Annotated in this window: 19 protein-coding genes; 4 read left to right on the top strand and 15 right to left on the bottom strand. The window is 66.3% G+C overall.

The features are described from left to right. The first annotated feature begins 24 nt into the window (after positions 1–24). Complete coding sequence (locus tag R4P57_RS08680; protein WP_317802449.1) at positions 25–558, top strand: pyridoxamine 5'-phosphate oxidase family protein; 534 nt, start codon at positions 25–27, stop codon at positions 556–558. Here R4P57_RS08680 and R4P57_RS08675 read toward each other — a convergent pair. Genes R4P57_RS08675 through R4P57_RS08660 form a run of 4 tightly spaced genes read right to left on the bottom strand, consistent with a single transcriptional unit; the run spans position 555 to position 4,297 of the window. After that, positions 555–1,139, bottom strand: coding sequence for a hypothetical protein (locus R4P57_RS08675; RefSeq protein ID WP_317802448.1), 585 nt, complete (start codon positions 1,137–1,139; stop codon positions 555–557). The two genes, R4P57_RS08680 and R4P57_RS08675, sit on opposite strands and share 4 nt — an antisense overlap. Before the next feature lie 54 nt (positions 1,140–1,193). Further along, positions 1,194–1,883, bottom strand: coding sequence for a dethiobiotin synthase (gene bioD, locus R4P57_RS08670; RefSeq protein ID WP_317802447.1), 690 nt, complete (start codon positions 1,881–1,883; stop codon positions 1,194–1,196). Continuing rightward, entirely contained in the window at positions 1,880–2,998 is a 1,119-nt protein-coding gene (locus R4P57_RS08665; protein WP_317802446.1) for an 8-amino-7-oxononanoate synthase, read from the bottom strand. Before R4P57_RS08665 ends, bioD begins: the two co-directional genes overlap by 4 nt. A 24-nt stretch (positions 2,999–3,022) precedes the next feature. Then, the gene (locus R4P57_RS08660) at positions 3,023–4,297 is read right to left on the bottom strand and encodes an adenosylmethionine--8-amino-7-oxononanoate transaminase (protein WP_411742332.1); all 1,275 of its coding nucleotides are present in this window, start codon (positions 4,295–4,297) and stop codon (positions 3,023–3,025) included. 84 nt (positions 4,298–4,381) lie between these two features. Here R4P57_RS08660 and R4P57_RS08655 point away from each other — a divergent pair, with 84 nt between their 5' ends. From R4P57_RS08655 to R4P57_RS08645, 3 genes are read left to right on the top strand one after another with little or no spacing between them, the layout of a single operon-like run. Next, positions 4,382–5,725 (top strand): serine hydrolase, encoded by a 1,344-nt coding sequence (locus R4P57_RS08655; protein WP_317802445.1) that lies wholly within the window; start codon positions 4,382–4,384, stop codon positions 5,723–5,725. 46 nt (positions 5,726–5,771) lie between these two features. Next, the gene (locus R4P57_RS08650) at positions 5,772–5,978 is read left to right on the top strand and encodes an inositol 2-dehydrogenase (protein ID WP_317802444.1); all 207 of its coding nucleotides are present in this window, start codon (positions 5,772–5,774) and stop codon (positions 5,976–5,978) included. Positions 5,979–6,021: 43 nt separating this feature from the next. Then, complete coding sequence (locus tag R4P57_RS08645) at positions 6,022–7,989, top strand: acyl-CoA dehydrogenase (protein ID WP_317802443.1); 1,968 nt, start codon at positions 6,022–6,024, stop codon at positions 7,987–7,989. A gap of 13 nt (positions 7,990–8,002) precedes the next feature. Here the strand turns inward: R4P57_RS08645 and R4P57_RS08640 are convergent, their stop codons facing one another. The 11 genes from R4P57_RS08640 to hemB all read right to left on the bottom strand — a co-directional run bounded on the left by R4P57_RS08640 (position 8,003) and on the right by hemB (position 15,102). Next, entirely contained in the window at positions 8,003–8,800 is a 798-nt protein-coding gene (locus R4P57_RS08640) for a cyclase family protein (RefSeq protein WP_317802442.1), read from the bottom strand. Then, a complete protein-coding gene (locus tag R4P57_RS08635; RefSeq protein ID WP_317802441.1) occupies positions 8,800–9,975 on the bottom strand; it encodes a PQQ-dependent sugar dehydrogenase in 1,176 nt (391 codons plus the stop codon). The genes R4P57_RS08640 and R4P57_RS08635 overlap by 1 nt, the downstream gene beginning before the upstream one ends. A gap of 186 nt (positions 9,976–10,161) precedes the next feature. Then, on the bottom strand, positions 10,162–11,403 hold the full coding sequence (locus R4P57_RS08630; RefSeq protein ID WP_411742331.1) for a PQQ-dependent sugar dehydrogenase: 1,242 nt from the start codon (positions 11,401–11,403) through the stop codon (positions 10,162–10,164). Between the two features lie 52 nt (positions 11,404–11,455). Further along, positions 11,456–11,659 (bottom strand): heavy-metal-associated domain-containing protein, encoded by a 204-nt coding sequence (locus R4P57_RS08625; RefSeq protein WP_317802440.1) that lies wholly within the window; start codon positions 11,657–11,659, stop codon positions 11,456–11,458. A 44-nt stretch (positions 11,660–11,703) separates the two neighbouring features. After that, positions 11,704–11,985: a metal-sensitive transcriptional regulator gene (locus R4P57_RS08620; RefSeq protein WP_037188667.1), complete on the bottom strand. Its 282-nt coding sequence runs from the start codon at positions 11,983–11,985 to the stop codon at positions 11,704–11,706. Between the two features lie 16 nt (positions 11,986–12,001). After that, entirely contained in the window at positions 12,002–12,253 is a 252-nt protein-coding gene (locus R4P57_RS08615; protein ID WP_317802439.1) for a hypothetical protein, read from the bottom strand. After that, positions 12,250–12,675 (bottom strand): hypothetical protein, encoded by a 426-nt coding sequence (locus R4P57_RS08610; RefSeq protein ID WP_317802786.1) that lies wholly within the window; start codon positions 12,673–12,675, stop codon positions 12,250–12,252. Before R4P57_RS08610 ends, R4P57_RS08615 begins: the two co-directional genes overlap by 4 nt. Before the next feature lie 52 nt (positions 12,676–12,727). Next, on the bottom strand, positions 12,728–13,168 hold the full coding sequence (locus R4P57_RS08605) for a hypothetical protein (protein ID WP_317802438.1): 441 nt from the start codon (positions 13,166–13,168) through the stop codon (positions 12,728–12,730). Positions 13,169–13,238: 70 nt separating this feature from the next. Then, positions 13,239–13,412, bottom strand: coding sequence for a hypothetical protein (locus tag R4P57_RS08600; RefSeq protein ID WP_317802437.1), 174 nt, complete (start codon positions 13,410–13,412; stop codon positions 13,239–13,241). Between the two features lie 80 nt (positions 13,413–13,492). Next, positions 13,493–14,131 carry a hypothetical protein gene (locus R4P57_RS08595; protein WP_317802436.1) on the bottom strand — a complete coding sequence of 213 codons (639 nt, stop codon included), beginning with the start codon at positions 14,129–14,131 and terminating at the stop codon, positions 13,493–13,495. Beyond that, complete coding sequence (gene hemB, locus R4P57_RS08590) at positions 14,128–15,102, bottom strand: porphobilinogen synthase (RefSeq protein ID WP_317802435.1); 975 nt, start codon at positions 15,100–15,102, stop codon at positions 14,128–14,130. Before hemB ends, R4P57_RS08595 begins: the two co-directional genes overlap by 4 nt. Positions 15,103–15,108 lie beyond the last annotated feature (6 nt).

Genomic DNA, 15,108 nt, shown 5'->3' with positions numbered 1-15,108 from the left:
CTGCACACCGGGTAGTTGGTTTCGATGACGAACACCGATAGAACGAACACCGACAGCTCCGCGGACGGCGTCACCAAGGTCGCTGAATTGATGTCCGAAGCCGGACTCTGCATGTTCACCACCGTCGGCCGAGACGGCCACCTCATCTCGCGTCCGATGGCGCTGCAGGAAGCCGAGTTCGACGGCGACCTGTGGTTCTTCGCTGCACACGACTCCCGCAAGGTGGCCGATATCGCGGCGAATCCGACGGTCAACGTCTCGTTTCAGTCCGGTGAAGGCTGGGTGTCCCTGTCCGGCACCGCGGCCGTCGTCGAGAACCGAACAAAGGCCGAGGAACTGTGGAACACACGGGCGGCCACGTGGTTCGAGAAGAACCCCGATTCCCGGGAGGTGGCGCTGATACACGTGGCCGCCGAAGGTGCGGAGTACTGGTCGACCCCCGGATCGAAGGTCTCGAATCTCATGGCCTACGCCAAGGCCAAGATCACCAACGAGCGGCCGAACCTCGGCGAGCACGAGGTAGTCGAGCTCGAGCTACCCCACAATTCGACCGACTAGTTCCGCTCGTGCCGGGGTGCCGTCGGGGGCACGTCCGGATCGCCCACGAAGTCCCGGTGGGCTGCGATGTTGCGGTCGTCCGGCACATTGCGGTCGCCGGCGATGTCCCGGTCATCTGTTGCATTGCGGTCCACGACGTTCCGATCGCCTGTCGCATTGCGGTCGCCTGCGACGTTACGGTCGTCTGCGACGTTCCGGTCGTCTCGCACGTTGCGGTCGTTTGTCATATTCCGGCCGTTCTTCACGTCCGGGTCGATCCGATTCGCGCGTTCGAATTCCGAGTCGACCTCGTCGCGGGACGACGCGGCGACACCCTGATGAGACTGCGCCTGCTGCGCAAGTTTCTCCGCCTCTGCGGCTTTGACGTCGGCCTCGGCCTGCGCCCGACGCGCCTTGGCCTCACTTTCGCGAGCCAGCAGCTCACGTTCCTCGACGATGGCCGCTTGGCCGGCTGCCTTCTCGCGAATATCGTTCGCTTCCAGCCTCTTTCGTTCCTTGCCTTTGCGCGCCACGACCAGGGCGACGGCAACGACCAGCACTACGACGACTACTGCAACGATGATCCACACTGTGGTACTCATAATTGGAACTCCCGATCTGTTCCGAATGCCGAAGCGGCAGACGTTCCTCGTCGGTTACCCGAGTAACGAATCAGTAAACTCGCCGAACATCGTGCGAGCGAGCGCACCGAATTCCTTCTCGTCCAATGCGCCTGCACCGTCGGGCACAGATGCGATCAGCTCGACGCCCGTCACGAGCGGTAGCTCCTCCAGGTTGACCCGCGCCGCCAGACTCGGCTCGGTCGGCCACGACCCGATGACCAGGCCGGAACACGCCACGACCGCTGCACGCACAGCTGCGACTGTAAGCGCACTGTGATTGAGCGTGCCCAGCTCGGCACCGGCCACGATCACGATCGGTGCAGACACGGCCTCGGCGATGTCGAGCACGGTGAAGCCTTCTGCGCCCAGACGCACCGCGACTCCGCCCGCGCCTTCGACCAGCACGAGGTCGTGGGCCGCGTCGAGCGCGCGCACAGCGTCGACGACGGCGTCGAGTTCGAGCATCGGCCGACCCGATCGGCGGGCTGCGACATCGGGCGCAAGCGGCTCGGGGTACCGTGCCAACTCCACTCCCCGTACACCCGAAAGGCGTTGCACCACATCGATATCGGCTTCGTCCGGACAGTCGCCTCCGACGCCGGTCTGCGCCGGCTTGCACACCGCGACGGTCCGTCCACCTGCCTGTGCTGCCGCCGCGAGTGCTGCGGTGATCACGGTCTTGCCGACGCCGGTCGACGTTCCGGTCACAAGTAGAACCGTCACCACAGAACCTCCGCGAGGACCGACGCGGCACGGTCGACATCGGAGTCGGTGAGATCGGCGCGCGCGGTCAGTCGGAGTCGAGACCCGTCGGCCGGAACCGACGGTGGCCGGAAGCATCCGACGCGGACGCCGAGCTCGAGGCAGTCCTCCGCCGCGCGCACCGCACGCTGCGCGTCGCCCAGGACCACCGGAACCACCGCCGATTTCGTCGGTTCGACGCCCGCTGCGGCGGCCAGTTGCGTTGCTCGCACGCCGATCGAATGCACCCGGTCGGGTTCGCCGCGCAGGACGGTCAGCGCGGCCGATGCCGCGCCGACGGAAGCAGGAGCGAGGCCGGTGTCGAACACGAACGTGCGCGCACCGTGCAGCACCTGCGTGCGAACCGCTGCCGGCCCGAGCACCACTCCACCCTGCGATCCGAGGGCCTTGGACAGCGTTGCGGTGATCACCAGGTCGGGCGCTCCGGCGAGGCCTGCTTCGTGGACGGCTCCCCGGCCGCCGTCCCCACGTACGCCCAATCCGTGCGCTTCGTCGACGACGAGCACCGCGTTCCGTCTCCGACACACCGCGTACAGGTCGGCCAGTGGCGCGAGATCGCCGTCGGCGCTGAACACCGAGTCGGTCACCACGAGGGCCCGCTGTTCGGGACGCTCACGCAACAGCTCGTCGACGTGCTCGGTATCGCAGTGCCGAGCGACGGCCACCCGTGCCCGCGACAGGCGGCAGGCATCGATGAGCGAGGCGTGCGACGCGGCGTCGGAGATCACCAGCGCGTCTCGGCCCGCCAGTGCCGTCACGATCCCGAGATTGGCGGTGTAGCCGGTGGAGAACACCAGTCCGGCCTCGGCCCCGACGAACTCCGCGAGGTCGCCCTCGAGGTGCTCGTGCGCCGTCGTGGTACCGGTGACCAGCCGCGATCCCGTGGATCCGCCACCCCATCGGCGCGCAGCAGCGCAGGCTCCGTCGATGACGGCCGGATGCCTGGACAGGCCGAGGTAGTCGTTCGACGCCAGATCGAGGATCGCGTCCTCGGCCGTGCGGGGGATCACGATGCGCTCGAGACCGGCCTGGCGTCGGGCGTGCGCGGTGGCGTCGAGCCAATCCAGAGCGGTCATTGCAGCACCATACTTGAACGCCGTTCAAGTATGGTGCTGCGCCACCGCCACCAGGGCTTCGGCGATGGCAGCCACCTCCGCATCGGTGCAGATGAACGGCGGCATCGCGTACACCAGACGGCCGAACGGCCGCAGCCACACTCCCGCTTCGACGGCCGCTGCCGTGGCCCGAGCCATGTCCACCGGGCTGTGCATCTCGACCACGCCGATGCCGCCGAGAACGCGAACATCGGCGACTCCCGGCAGAGACCGGGCCGGCGCGAGGCCGTCGGCCAACCCCGATGCCAGACCTGCGACCTCGGCGCGCCAGTCGCGCGAGAGCAACAGTTCGACCGAGGCCACCGCGATCGCGCACGCCAGTGGATTACCCATGAACGTCGGCCCGTGCATCAGGCCTCCAGCCTCGCCGCCCGAGACCGTTTCGGCCACCTCGGTGGTGCACAGCGTCGCCGCCAAGGTCAGATATCCGCCGGTCAACGCCTTGCCGATGCACATGATGTCGGGCGCGACACCTGCGTGGTCGGCAGCGAACAACTCCCCGGTCCGACCGAATCCGGTTGCGATCTCGTCGAAGATCAGCAGCACTCCGTACTCGTCGGCCACGCGGCGTAGTTCCTGCAGATAGCGCGCGTCGTGGAACCGCATCCCGCCCGCACCCTGGACGATCGGCTCGACGATGATCGCCGCCAGTTCGCTTGCGTGTTCGCTCAGTACCCGCTCGAATTCGGCGACGTAGCCGGCGTCGAACTCCGCGGGCGGAGCCGGAGCGAACACCTGCTTCGCCAGCACATCGGTCCACAGCGTGTGCATCCCGCCGTCCGGATCGCACACGCTCATCGGAGCGAACGTGTCTCCGTGGTATCCGCCGCGCCAGGTCAACAGCCGAGTGCGACCGTTCTCGCCGCGCGCGCGCCAGTACTGCAACGCCATCTTCACCGCGACCTCCACCGAGACCGATCCGGAATCGGCGAGGAACACCTTGTCGAGCCCCGAGGGGGTGATGTCGACCAGCAACTCGGCCAACCTGGCCGCCGGAGCGTGTGTCAGTCCGCCGAACATCACGTGACTCATCCGGTCCAGCTGATCGTGCGCGGCGGCGTCGAGCACCGGATGGCGGTAGCCGTGCACCGCCGCCCACCACGAGCTCATCCCGTCGATGAGTTGCCTGCCGTCGGCCAACGTCAGCCGCACTCCCGACGCACTGTCGACCACCAGCGGCGTCGCACCCGCCGGAAACCGGCTGTAGGGGTGCCAGAGATGATCGGAGTCGATTCGACGGACGTCTTCGGAAGTCAGCACGCCAGAGCACACTGCCACAGCACTCAGCTGGCCGTCCCGACACTGGACGGGTGGCGAAATGTCCGAATCCACTAGCATCGCAGCATGACGACGCGGACCGTGACGAGACTCGTGGGGGTGGTCGTGGCCGCAACCCTGACGCTTGCCGCCTGCGGGGGCACGTCCGCAGCGCCCGTGCCCACCACGACCGCTCCGGACTTCGTCGTCGACGCCTCCACTCCCGTCGGCGCACTCAACGACCGCATCCTGCGGTGGATCAACGCCGAGGAGGCGCCCGACCCCGCCGAGGTCGCGGCCGTCACCGGCGCCGAGCTGGCCGAGGCCGTCGCTCCGTTGGGTGGGCTCGCCGGACCACTCGAACAGTTGCGCGGCGGCGCACCGAACGTGGCTACGGGGTTCGAGGCCGGTCCCGATTCCGGCGTCCTGCGCTTCACCACCGCAGGCATCCCGGCCACGATCTCGACGTCGATCGGTGCCGACGGGAAGCTCGACGGCTTCCTGGCCCGGCCGGACACTCCCATCATCTCGTCGTTCGACGATCTCGACGCGGCACTGTCGAAGGTGGCTCCGAACTACTCCTACAGCGCGTCACGGCTCAACGGCGGTGACTGCGAATCGATCTACTCCACCAACGCGGACTCGGTGCTTCCCCTCGGGTCGGTGTTCAAGCTGTACGTCCTCGGCGCGCTCACCGACGAAATCGAGGCAGGCACCGTCCGATGGGACGAGCAGCTCACCGTTCGTGATGCGACCAAGAGCGCGCCGTCCGGCGAGCTGCAGAATCTGCCCGACGGCACGACGGTGTCGGTCCGCGATGCAGCCGAGAAGATGATCTCGTTGTCCGACAACACCGCAACGGATCTGTTGATGGATCACCTCGGCCGCGAGCGGGTCGAACGCCAACTATCGATCATGGGGCATCACGATCCGTCGGTGATGACACCGATGATGGACACACGGCAGTTCTTCGTCATCGGGTTCGGGAATCCCAACATGCGCGCCGAGTGGTCCCAGGCCGATCCCGACACCCGGGCCGAGCTGCTCGAGCAGGCGGACGCGAGGCCGCTCGAGATCGACTTCGAGAACTTCCTCGACAACCCGGCGTCGGCCGACGGGGTCGAGTGGTTCGCCAACGCGCAGGACGTCTGTGCCGCGATGGGTTACCTGGCGACGAGTGATTCGGCCGAGGAGAACCGTCGCATTCTGGCGATCACCCCGGGTGTGCAGCTCGACGCGGCGCTGTGGCCGTATTCGGGGTTCAAGGGCGGCAACGCGCCCGGCGATCTGGCGGGCGCATTCCTGGCCACCGATGCCGCCGGACAGGACTGGATCGTGACCGAGCAGTTCCGGGCCGACGGCGCGATCGATCTGATCCCGTCCAGCTACGCGTTTCTCGTTGCCCAGCAGGCGTTCGCGCTGATGAAGTGAGTGGGATTTGTAACATCGGTGTTACTGCTGCATTACACTCGCGGTCGTGGAGGCACAACACGAACCAGCCCAGTACGCGTGGCCGGCGGGCTTCAAGGAGTTCCTGGTCGGTGAGTTCACCGACTTCAGTCCCCTGGTGAACAGGGCTCTGGAGGACAACTGCGCGTCTCTGTTCCACGACGGTCCGTACGCGAAATCGGGCTTCTGGCGGACCTGCCGGGCAGTGTTCCGAGAATTCGTCTGGCCGGTCTGACTTTCCGGCCTTCACAGGCGGCCGCAAAAGGTTACCGTCGAGTATGGCAACCACAACGGATCACCTTCGGAACACTCTGGACGGCCGCTGGCGAGATGTGAAGAACCAGGCGCGTCAGCAACTTGCACGCGACGAGTTCCGTCCGCACTACACGCCGAACACCGTCATCGCCCGCACCAAGGCGATGGAGCAACTCAAGTTGCTCGCCGCTGCCGGTGCAGCCGACAACGGCTTCAGGAAGGAACACGGCGGCACCGGCGACGTCGGCGCAGCGGTGACGACGATCGAGATGCTCGCGATGAGCGATCTCTCGCTGATGGTCAAGGCCGGCGTCCAGTGGGGGCTGTTCGGCGGTGCCATCGAGAATCTCGGCACCGAACGCCACCACGAGGCCTACGTCCCCAAGATCATCAGCCTCGATCTGCTCGGCTGCTTCGCCATGACCGAGACCGGACACGGCAGCGACGTGCAGTCGCTCGAGACCACCGCCACGTACGACCCGAAGACGGACGAGTTCGTCATCAACTCCCCGACGCCGTCCTCGCGCAAGGACTACATCGGCGGTGCCGCCGAAACCGCGACCGTCGCCGCTGTGTTCGCCCAGCTCATCACTGCAGGCCCGGGCGAGGAGCCCGAAAGCCATGGCGTGCACTGCTTCTTCGTCCCGCTCCGCGACGAGAACGGCGACGATCTGCCCGGCGTCACCACCTCGGACTGTCAGTACAAGGGCGGTCTCCCCGGAGTCGACAACGGCCGCCTCATGTTCGATCACGTCCGCATCCCGCGAGACAACCTGCTCAACAAGTACGCCGACGTCTCCGACGACGGCACGTACTCCTCCCCCATCGAGAACAAGTCTCGACGGTTCTTCACGATGCTCGGCACGCTGATCCGCGGACGTGTCACGGTCGGCGGCAGTGCCGCTGCGGCGGCCCGCGTCGCCCTCGACATCGCGACGCGATACGCGTTGCAGCGCAGGCAGTTCGCCGCGCCGGATTCCGATCAGGAGGTCCTGATCATGGACTACCTGGTGCATCAGCGTCGACTGTTCCCGCTCATCGCAAAGTCCTACGCCCTGCAGTTCGCACAGAACGAACTCGTGTCGAAGATGCACGAGCTGCAGACTGCGGACAACCCCGACGCCGAGGAGCAGCGCGAGCTCGAGTCCAGGGCGGCAGGTCTCAAGGCCGCGAACACCTGGCATGCGACCGCCGCGATCCAGGAAGCACGCGAAGCGTGCGGCGGCGCAGGGTATCTCGCCGAGAACCGGTTGATCTCGCTCAAGGCCGACACCGACGTGTTCACGACGTTCGAGGGCGACAACCATGTGCTGACGCAGTTGGTCGCCAAGGAGCTGCTCACCGCGTACGCCGACGACGTCAAATCCATGAGCCCGGTCGAATGGGTCAAGTTCGCCGCCGACATGGTGGGCGACCGCGTCGTCAAACGCACTGCAGCCCAGGCGATCATGCAGACCATCCTCGATCGGCGCCAGGACAACGAGGAGGAGGGCTCGCTGTTCAACCGCGGCACCCAGGTCAAGATGTTCGAGGATCGTGAGGAGTACCTGCTCTCCACCGTCGCACGGCGGCTGCAGTCCAAGTCCAAGGAGACCAGCCCGTTCGAGGCGTTCAATGCGGTGCAGGATCACGTTCTGCATGCCGCGAGCGCGCACATCGACCGCATCATCTTCGAGGCATTCATCGCCGGCATCGAATCCTGCGAGGACCCCACCACCAAGGATCTACTGGACGAGGTCTGCGACCTGTACGCGCTGTCGGTGATCGAGAAGGACAAGGCCTGGTTCATCGAGCACCGCTACCTGTCCACCGAGCGATCCAAGGCCGTCACCCGTGCCATCAACGAGCGGTGCCGCACGCTGCGTCCGCACGCCGAACTGCTCGTCGACGGCTTCGGAGTACCCGACGCGCTGGTCGGTGCCGCGATGCTCGGTGAGCCCGGGGCCGGAACCGAGGAAGAACCGGCCGCGAACCCCAGTCACGCGCACTGACGCGTAGCCGGGTTCAGCCGGGAACTATTGCGAAGACCCGGCAGGGACCGCCGGTCGCGCCCGCGTGCTTCGGCGCGCCGACGACGACCGTCGCCCCTGCCGGGGGCACCGCATCCAGATTCGCGAGCGCTTCGACTCCGTATCGACCTGCTCCGAGAACCGCTGTGTGCGCGGGGTATTCGCGGTCGTTCATTCGGTCGAGACTGAGCGTGTCGACTCCGATTCCGACGATGTTGCGCTCGCGCACCAGCATCTGTGCCGCGTCGCCGCCGAAACCGGGTGTGGCGCGCTCGGTTAGCCGGGTCTGCCAGCCACTGTGCATCACCACCAACGCACGGTCGGGTATTCGGCCGTGCTCGCGCTCCCACCGGTCGATGTCCTCGGTCGTCACCACGGCGTCCGGATCCGACGCGGCCCGGGCCGAGATGTCCACCACGACCAGCGGGGCGATCAGATCTTCCAGCGGCAGGATGTCGGCCGTCGCGCCGCCGCGAATGCGGTGCGCCGGGGCATCGATGTGCGTGCCCGTGTGCTCCCAGTACGAGAGCTTGTTGCCCAGGAAGCCGCCCAATTCGTAGGCGGCCACCGGCCGCATCGTGAACGGTTCGCTGCCCGGCCACACCGGGAACGTCGGGCTCAGGGTGTGGGTCAGGTCGACCAGTCGGCCCGCTGGAATCGCCGACGCCACAACGGGTTCGGCACGAACCGCTCCGGCCGTCGCAACGGTCAACGCAGCGGCCCCCAACGATCCGAACAGCGCCCTACGGCCAATTTTGCGGTGAACCGTCTCGATTACCTCGGCGCCGCACATCAGTCGGCAGCGGGGGTGACGAGCAGAACCTTGTCGTCGGATCCGTTGTCGGTGGTCAGGAGGAATGCGCCGTCGTCGCCGAAGCTGGTGAGCGAGCGCAGTCGACCGTACGTACCCACCAGGGCATCGGCCTCGTCGACGTACTCCGTCCCGTCCTCGGAGAGCTTGAGAAACACGAGCTTCTCGCCCTGCTGACTCGACATCACCGCGGCCCCGTTCCAGGAACCCCATCCCGCGCCGTTCGCGAAGGTCAGACCGGGCGTGGCGATGGTGGGGCTACCCGAGCTCCACACGGCGGCGAGTGCACCGGGCACGCGGGTCGGATCGGTCATCGGTACCGACTCGTCGTAGATCAGCGGAAGTCGATCGGGGCGGTAACCGTAGTTGCCGCCGGGCACCAATAGATTCAGCTCGTCGTCTCGGGTTGTTCCCTGCTCCACCTCGTAGATCTGACCGGTACCGGGCCGAATCGCCAAGCCCTGCACGTTCCGATGTCCCAGAGTGAAGATTCGATCCGGTGAACCCGCGGCCGCCGAACCGTCGGCATTGATGTGCAGAACCTTGCCGCCCAACGAGTTCCGATCCTGCGGAACCGTCGGCGTCGCAGTGTCCCCGGTCCCGACGTACAGGGTGCCGTCGGGATGAGCCAGAATTCGGCAGCCGCCGTGCCGCCCGCCGTCGGCGACGGGAATGTCGTCGACGAGGGTGCCGGTGCGCGTCAGAGCCGTCCACCCCGGGTCGACGGTCCACGATACGACGGCGATGTGGTTGTCGCTGCCGCCGCCTGCACTTCCGGTTCCGGCGCTACCGGTTCCGCCTCCTGAGCCCTGCACGCCCTGGCATGTGTAGATCGTTCTGGATGCGGCGAAATCCGTCGCGAGCGCAATGCCCATGAGACCCGTCTCGCCGGACGCGTAGAGATCGTCGAGGTCCGCGTCGAGCTCGCGGGTGGCCCCGCCGACATCGCGGATCACGAACCGCCCGGAGCGCTCTCCGGTCAGCACCGTCCCGTCCGGCGCAACCACCGCATCCCATGGCTTCGCGAGTCCGTCGAGCACCGTGGTGACCGTCAGATCAGGTAACGGATCGGGCTGTGCCGTCGCGGTCGTCGTACCAGCGATCGTCAGGAAGACGCTGGCGGCGATTACTCCGGAACTGGACACCAGCTTGTTCATCCACACTCCTGACGACGATCCACGACCAGTCCGATATGACCGATATCACATGATCTTAATCACACTCGAGGGGGTGCTGGCCGACTCACGACGCAATTCGTGGCCCGGCAGCACACAGAGTCCACAGCGATCCCGGGTCACGCACCGATCGAACCACCGGTCACACGTAATGACGGCAACCTCGGTTCAGCCGACCTCGGGCGTGACGAGCAGCACCTGATCGTCGGATCCGTTGTCGGTGGTGAGCAGGAACCCGCCGTCGCTTCCGAAGGGGGTGAGCGAACGCAGCCTGCCGTAGGTGCCGACCAGTGCCTCCGCCTCGGCGACGTACTCGGTTCCGTCCTCCGACAATGCCAGGAAGACGAGCTTCTCGCCCTGCTGACTCGAGATCACCGCGGCACCGTTCCAGGAGCCCCACTGCTCACCGTCGGCGAACGTGACGTCGGGGGTGGCGATGGTCGGATCACCCGAACTCCACACTGCAGGCAGGGCACCGGGAACCCGATCGGGGTCGGTCATCGGGACCGATTCGTCGTACACCGACGACCGTCGATCGGGGCGATAGCCGTAGTTGCCGCCCGGCACCAACAGGTTCAGCTCGTCGTCTCGGCTCGTCCCCTGCTCGACCTCGAAGATCTGATCGGTTCCGGGACGGATCGCCAGTCCCTGCACATTGCGATGACCGAGAGTGAAGATGCGATCCGGTGCGTCAGCTGCGGCGGTGCCATCGGCGTTGACGTGTAACACTTTGCCGCCCAGTGAGTTCCGATCCTGGGGAAAGGTCGGGTTCGCGTTGTCGCCGGTGCCGATGTACAGCGTGCCGTCGGGGTGGGCCAAGATGCGGCAGCCACCGTGCCGCCCGCCGTCGGCGACCGGAATGTCGTCGACGACAGTGCCGGTTCTCGTCAGGGCCGTCCACCCCGGATCGACGGTCCACGACACGACGGCAATGCTGTTCTCGTCGCTACCTTGGCGCCCCTGGCAGGTGAACACGGTTCGAGAGGACTCGAAATCCATCGCCAGTGCGATACCCATGAGCCCGGTCTCACCGGCGGCGTAGAGATCGCCGAGGTCCGCGTTCAGTTCACGCTGGACTCCTGCGGCATCGCGGATGACGAAGCGACCCGACCGTTCACCGGTGAGCACCGTGCCGTCCGGTGCCACCACCACATCCCAGGGTTTGTCGAGACCGTCGAGGACGGTGGTGACCGACAGAGACGGCAGCGGCCCGGGCTCGGTGGTACCGGGTGCATCCGGGCTCGGCAAGGACGCGGATTCCGACGCACCGACCTGCGGCGCATCTACCTGCGGCTGTGTCTCACCCGACGAACAGGCCGCCAACACGCAGGCGCTCACCGCGACGATTCCGACTGTGGACACCAGCTTCACGAGCAACTCCTGACGACGGCAACGAATAGTCCGATTCATCCGGTATCACCGTTTTCCCCGGATCCGAACCCCGCCCGTCTCCGCCGCCTGGTCAGGACGCGATTCGGTACCCGGCCTCGACGATCGCGGCATCCACCGCTGCGGTATCGAGTTCCGAATCACTGCTGACCACAACGGAACCGGCGTCGATATCGACGTCGACGCCGGTGACTCCCGATATCTCCGATACTTCTTCTCTCACCGACGCTGCGCAATGCGCGCACGTCATGCCCTCGACCGAATATGTCGTCTGCATCTGGATTTTCCTTCTTCCGTCAGGAGCGCACTGGGATTCTCTCGTCAGGAACGAACCAGGCGCGCGATGGCCTCGGACGCCTCTTTCACTTTCGCATCCGCCTCGGGTCCGCCCTGCCTCGCGGCCTCGACGACGCATCCTGCGAGGTGGGCGTCGAGGAGTTTCAACGAGACCGATTGCAGAGCCTTGGTCGCCGCGGACACCTGGGTGAGGACGTCGATGCAATAGCGGTCGTCCGCGACCATTCTCGATATCCCGGCCACTTGGCCCTCGATACGACGCAATCGCTTCAGCAGATCGTCCTGCTCTGCGCTGTAGCTGCTCATAGCGCCCACCATACCCCTACCCGGTAGGGGGTGCACCTCTCGACAGGACTCGACGGACGCCGTCGACCATCAGCAGTCCGGCCACGATGACGGCCAGGGCGGCCAGCGCGATCCACGACCCCGAGTAGAACGTTCCCGAATACGCCGGGGACACATCGGGAACCGCGGGAAACTCGGTGATGCGCACGCCTGCGTTCCAGCACGCCACCGCTCCGATCACCGCGAGCAGAGCCAGCACCAGCTCCGCCCACCCGAGAGACTTCCTCACAGGTACTCCCGCTTCGCCGTTTCGAGAGCCGCACGTAACCCGTCGTCGTCCTTCGCCCACGCCTGCACCAGTCCGCCGCCCACCAGACGCAGCCCGATGCCGTGACGCTTGCGCGGCACACCCGACAGCTCCCCGAGTACCCGCGCGGTCTCCCATCTCTTCGGCTCGTAGTCACCGTCGGCGTACTCGGCCGGCGGCAATATGTCGTCGATCTCGACCAGGTCGACGGTCTCTGTTCCCTGACGCAGCCGACGGGTGGTGAGTTCGACGCTGACGTGCATCCGCGCGGCGCGGAGCTGGACGTACGTGAGACCGACGAGGATCAGCGAGAACAGCGCGAGGGCGAACCAGTGGATCACCGGTCCTGATGCGAGTTCGACCGCGAGTACCACGAGGCAGAACACCGGCCCCCAGGCCAGCATGCGCCACCGCCCCCCGGGCTCGTGGAAGAGCACGGGCTCGTCGGTGGGGGTCTCACTGTTCACGGATGAACCACTCCCGCGCCGACGGCCGGTAGACCAGAACGGCTGCGACCACCAACGCGACGGTGATCACCAGCAGCACGAACGGAAACACCAGCGCGGCGAACGTGAGCAGCAGCGCGACGGCTCCGGACAGGGCCACCAGGGCGCGTCGGAACCTGCGGTCGCCGCCGCGAACAGGGCCCGACATCAGCCCGACGGCCAGCCCGACCACTCCGAAGATCACACCGAGTCCACGAAAGACCGTCAGGAAGGAATCGATCTGTTCGTCCGTCGCACCGCCGGTGGTGAACGATGAACGGATCTGATCGGCAGGGAGCGTCAGGGCGATCATGCACACGACGATCAGCAGCACCGCCGAGGCCAACCACAGCCAGTAGGCAGCGGAAACCACTCGGGGCCGGGCGATCGGTGCGTCGATGTCTGCGCTCACGCCAGACATCCTGCCACCGTGGGCGAGCCATGCGTTCGGCCGGCAGAGATTCCGCACAGACGCGACGCGCTCAGCCCGCAGAAATTCCCAGCGCCATGATCGCGATGGCGGCCGAGACGGCGAGCAGCAGCCCGAGCAGGGCCCAGCCGGGGCGGCCGCTCTCAGCGGGACAAGGCTCGCGATCGACGGCCGGTACCGCGGTCGGCTGCGTGATGCTCGCTGCTGCAGTGGTGTTGTCTGCCATGTCGGTTCCGATCACTCGAGAAGATATCGAGAGTGATGCTAGTCACACAGCGGGTACCGGAGCCGCGAACACGCCCGAATCTATCGTTTTCCCGAAGCGACGAAGTATTCGTTGGATTCCCGACGGTGCATCAGGTAGATCGCCCCGGCGGCCAGCACTCCCTGGCCGATGCCGAGCACACTCATCACGATGTTCATCGCGCCCGCGCTCGACGCAATGGAGAACAGTTCGAGGATCGTGGTGAACACGGTGAACGATCCGATGATGGTGAGCAGCATGCGCGCCCACATCTTGCCCGCACGCATTCGCTTGACCCAGAACAGGAACAACGCCCCGAAACCGAGTACGACGAACACCGTGACGACGAGCATCACCGTCACCATCGACTGCGTGGACTCCACCGTCATGTCGGCGGCCGCGTCCTGCGCTGCGAGGTCGTCGAGCAAGGACTGCGCGAATTCCTCGCGCGCCCCGAACAGCGTCCACACCGAGAACAGCGCCGAGAGCGCCCCGATCAGCGCCACTCCCCACCACAGGTGGCGTGCGGTCTCGACGTCGACGGGGGCCGGACGCGGGGTCGGCTCGAGCTCCGGTCCTGTCTGTGGGAACCCGTGCTCCATCTCCCAGCGCTGCCAGTCCGGCTGCGGCGGTGGGTTACCCGGCGTGTTGCTGTCGGGGTTGTTGCCGTCCGGGTTGTTGTTCGGAGGAAATTCGTTCACAACCAGCCCGCCACTTCGGTAGCCCAATAGGTCAGTACGACATCGGCACCGGCGCGCCGAATGCCGACGAGCGATTCCAGTACCGCTGCGTCGCGGTCGATCCACCCGTTCTGAGCGGCGGCGGTGATCATGGCATATTCCCCGGAGATCTGATAGGCCGCAACCGGAACCGGTGACATCTCGGCGACGTCGCGAAGAATATCGAGATACGACATCGCCGGCTTGACCATCACCATGTCGGCACCCTCGGCGAGATCGAGCTCCACCTCGTGGGTGGCCTCGCGGCGGTTCGCGGCGTCCTGTTGATACGTCCGGCGATCGCCCTGCAACGAGGACCCCACTGCTTCGCGGAACGGGCCGTAGAAGGCCGAGGCGTACTTCGCCGAATAGGCCAGCTGACCGACCTCGACGTGGCCGGCAGCATCGAGTCCCGCGCGGATGGCACCGACCTGTCCGTCCATCATTCCGCTCGGTCCGAGCAGGTGCGCGCCGGCTTCCGCCTGCGCGACAGCCATGTCCACGTACCGCAGCAGGGTGGCGTCGTTGTCGATGGAACCGTTCTCCCCCAGGACTCCGCAGTGCCCGTGGGAGGTGAACTCGTCCAGGCAGGTATCGGCCATGATGACCGTCGAATCCCCGAGGTCGGCCTTCAGCCGCGCCAGACCCCGATTGAGAATTCCGTCCGGGTCGGTTGCACCCGAGCCGGTCTCGTCCTTGTCCTCGGGCTTCGGTACCCCGAACAGCATGACGCCGCCCACGCCTGCCGCGACGGCGTCGGCGGCCGCAGCGCTCAGCGAATCCAGCGTGTGTTGGTACACCCCCGGCATCGAGCTGATCGCCCGAGGCTCGGTGATGCCGTCGGCCACGAACATCGGCAGCACCAGATGCCGTGCCTCGAGCGAGGTCTCGGCCACGAGTCGACGCAGTGCCGGGGTACGGCGCAGGCGTCGGGGACGGTCGGTGGGGAACAAGCGAAC

The organism is Rhodococcus sp. IEGM 1330, from assembly GCF_033142445.1.
GTDB lineage: Bacteria > Actinomycetota > Actinomycetes > Mycobacteriales > Mycobacteriaceae > Rhodococcoides.
Note: the sequence above shows the minus strand (reverse complement) of the source record. Positions and strands in the feature narration are given on the sequence as shown.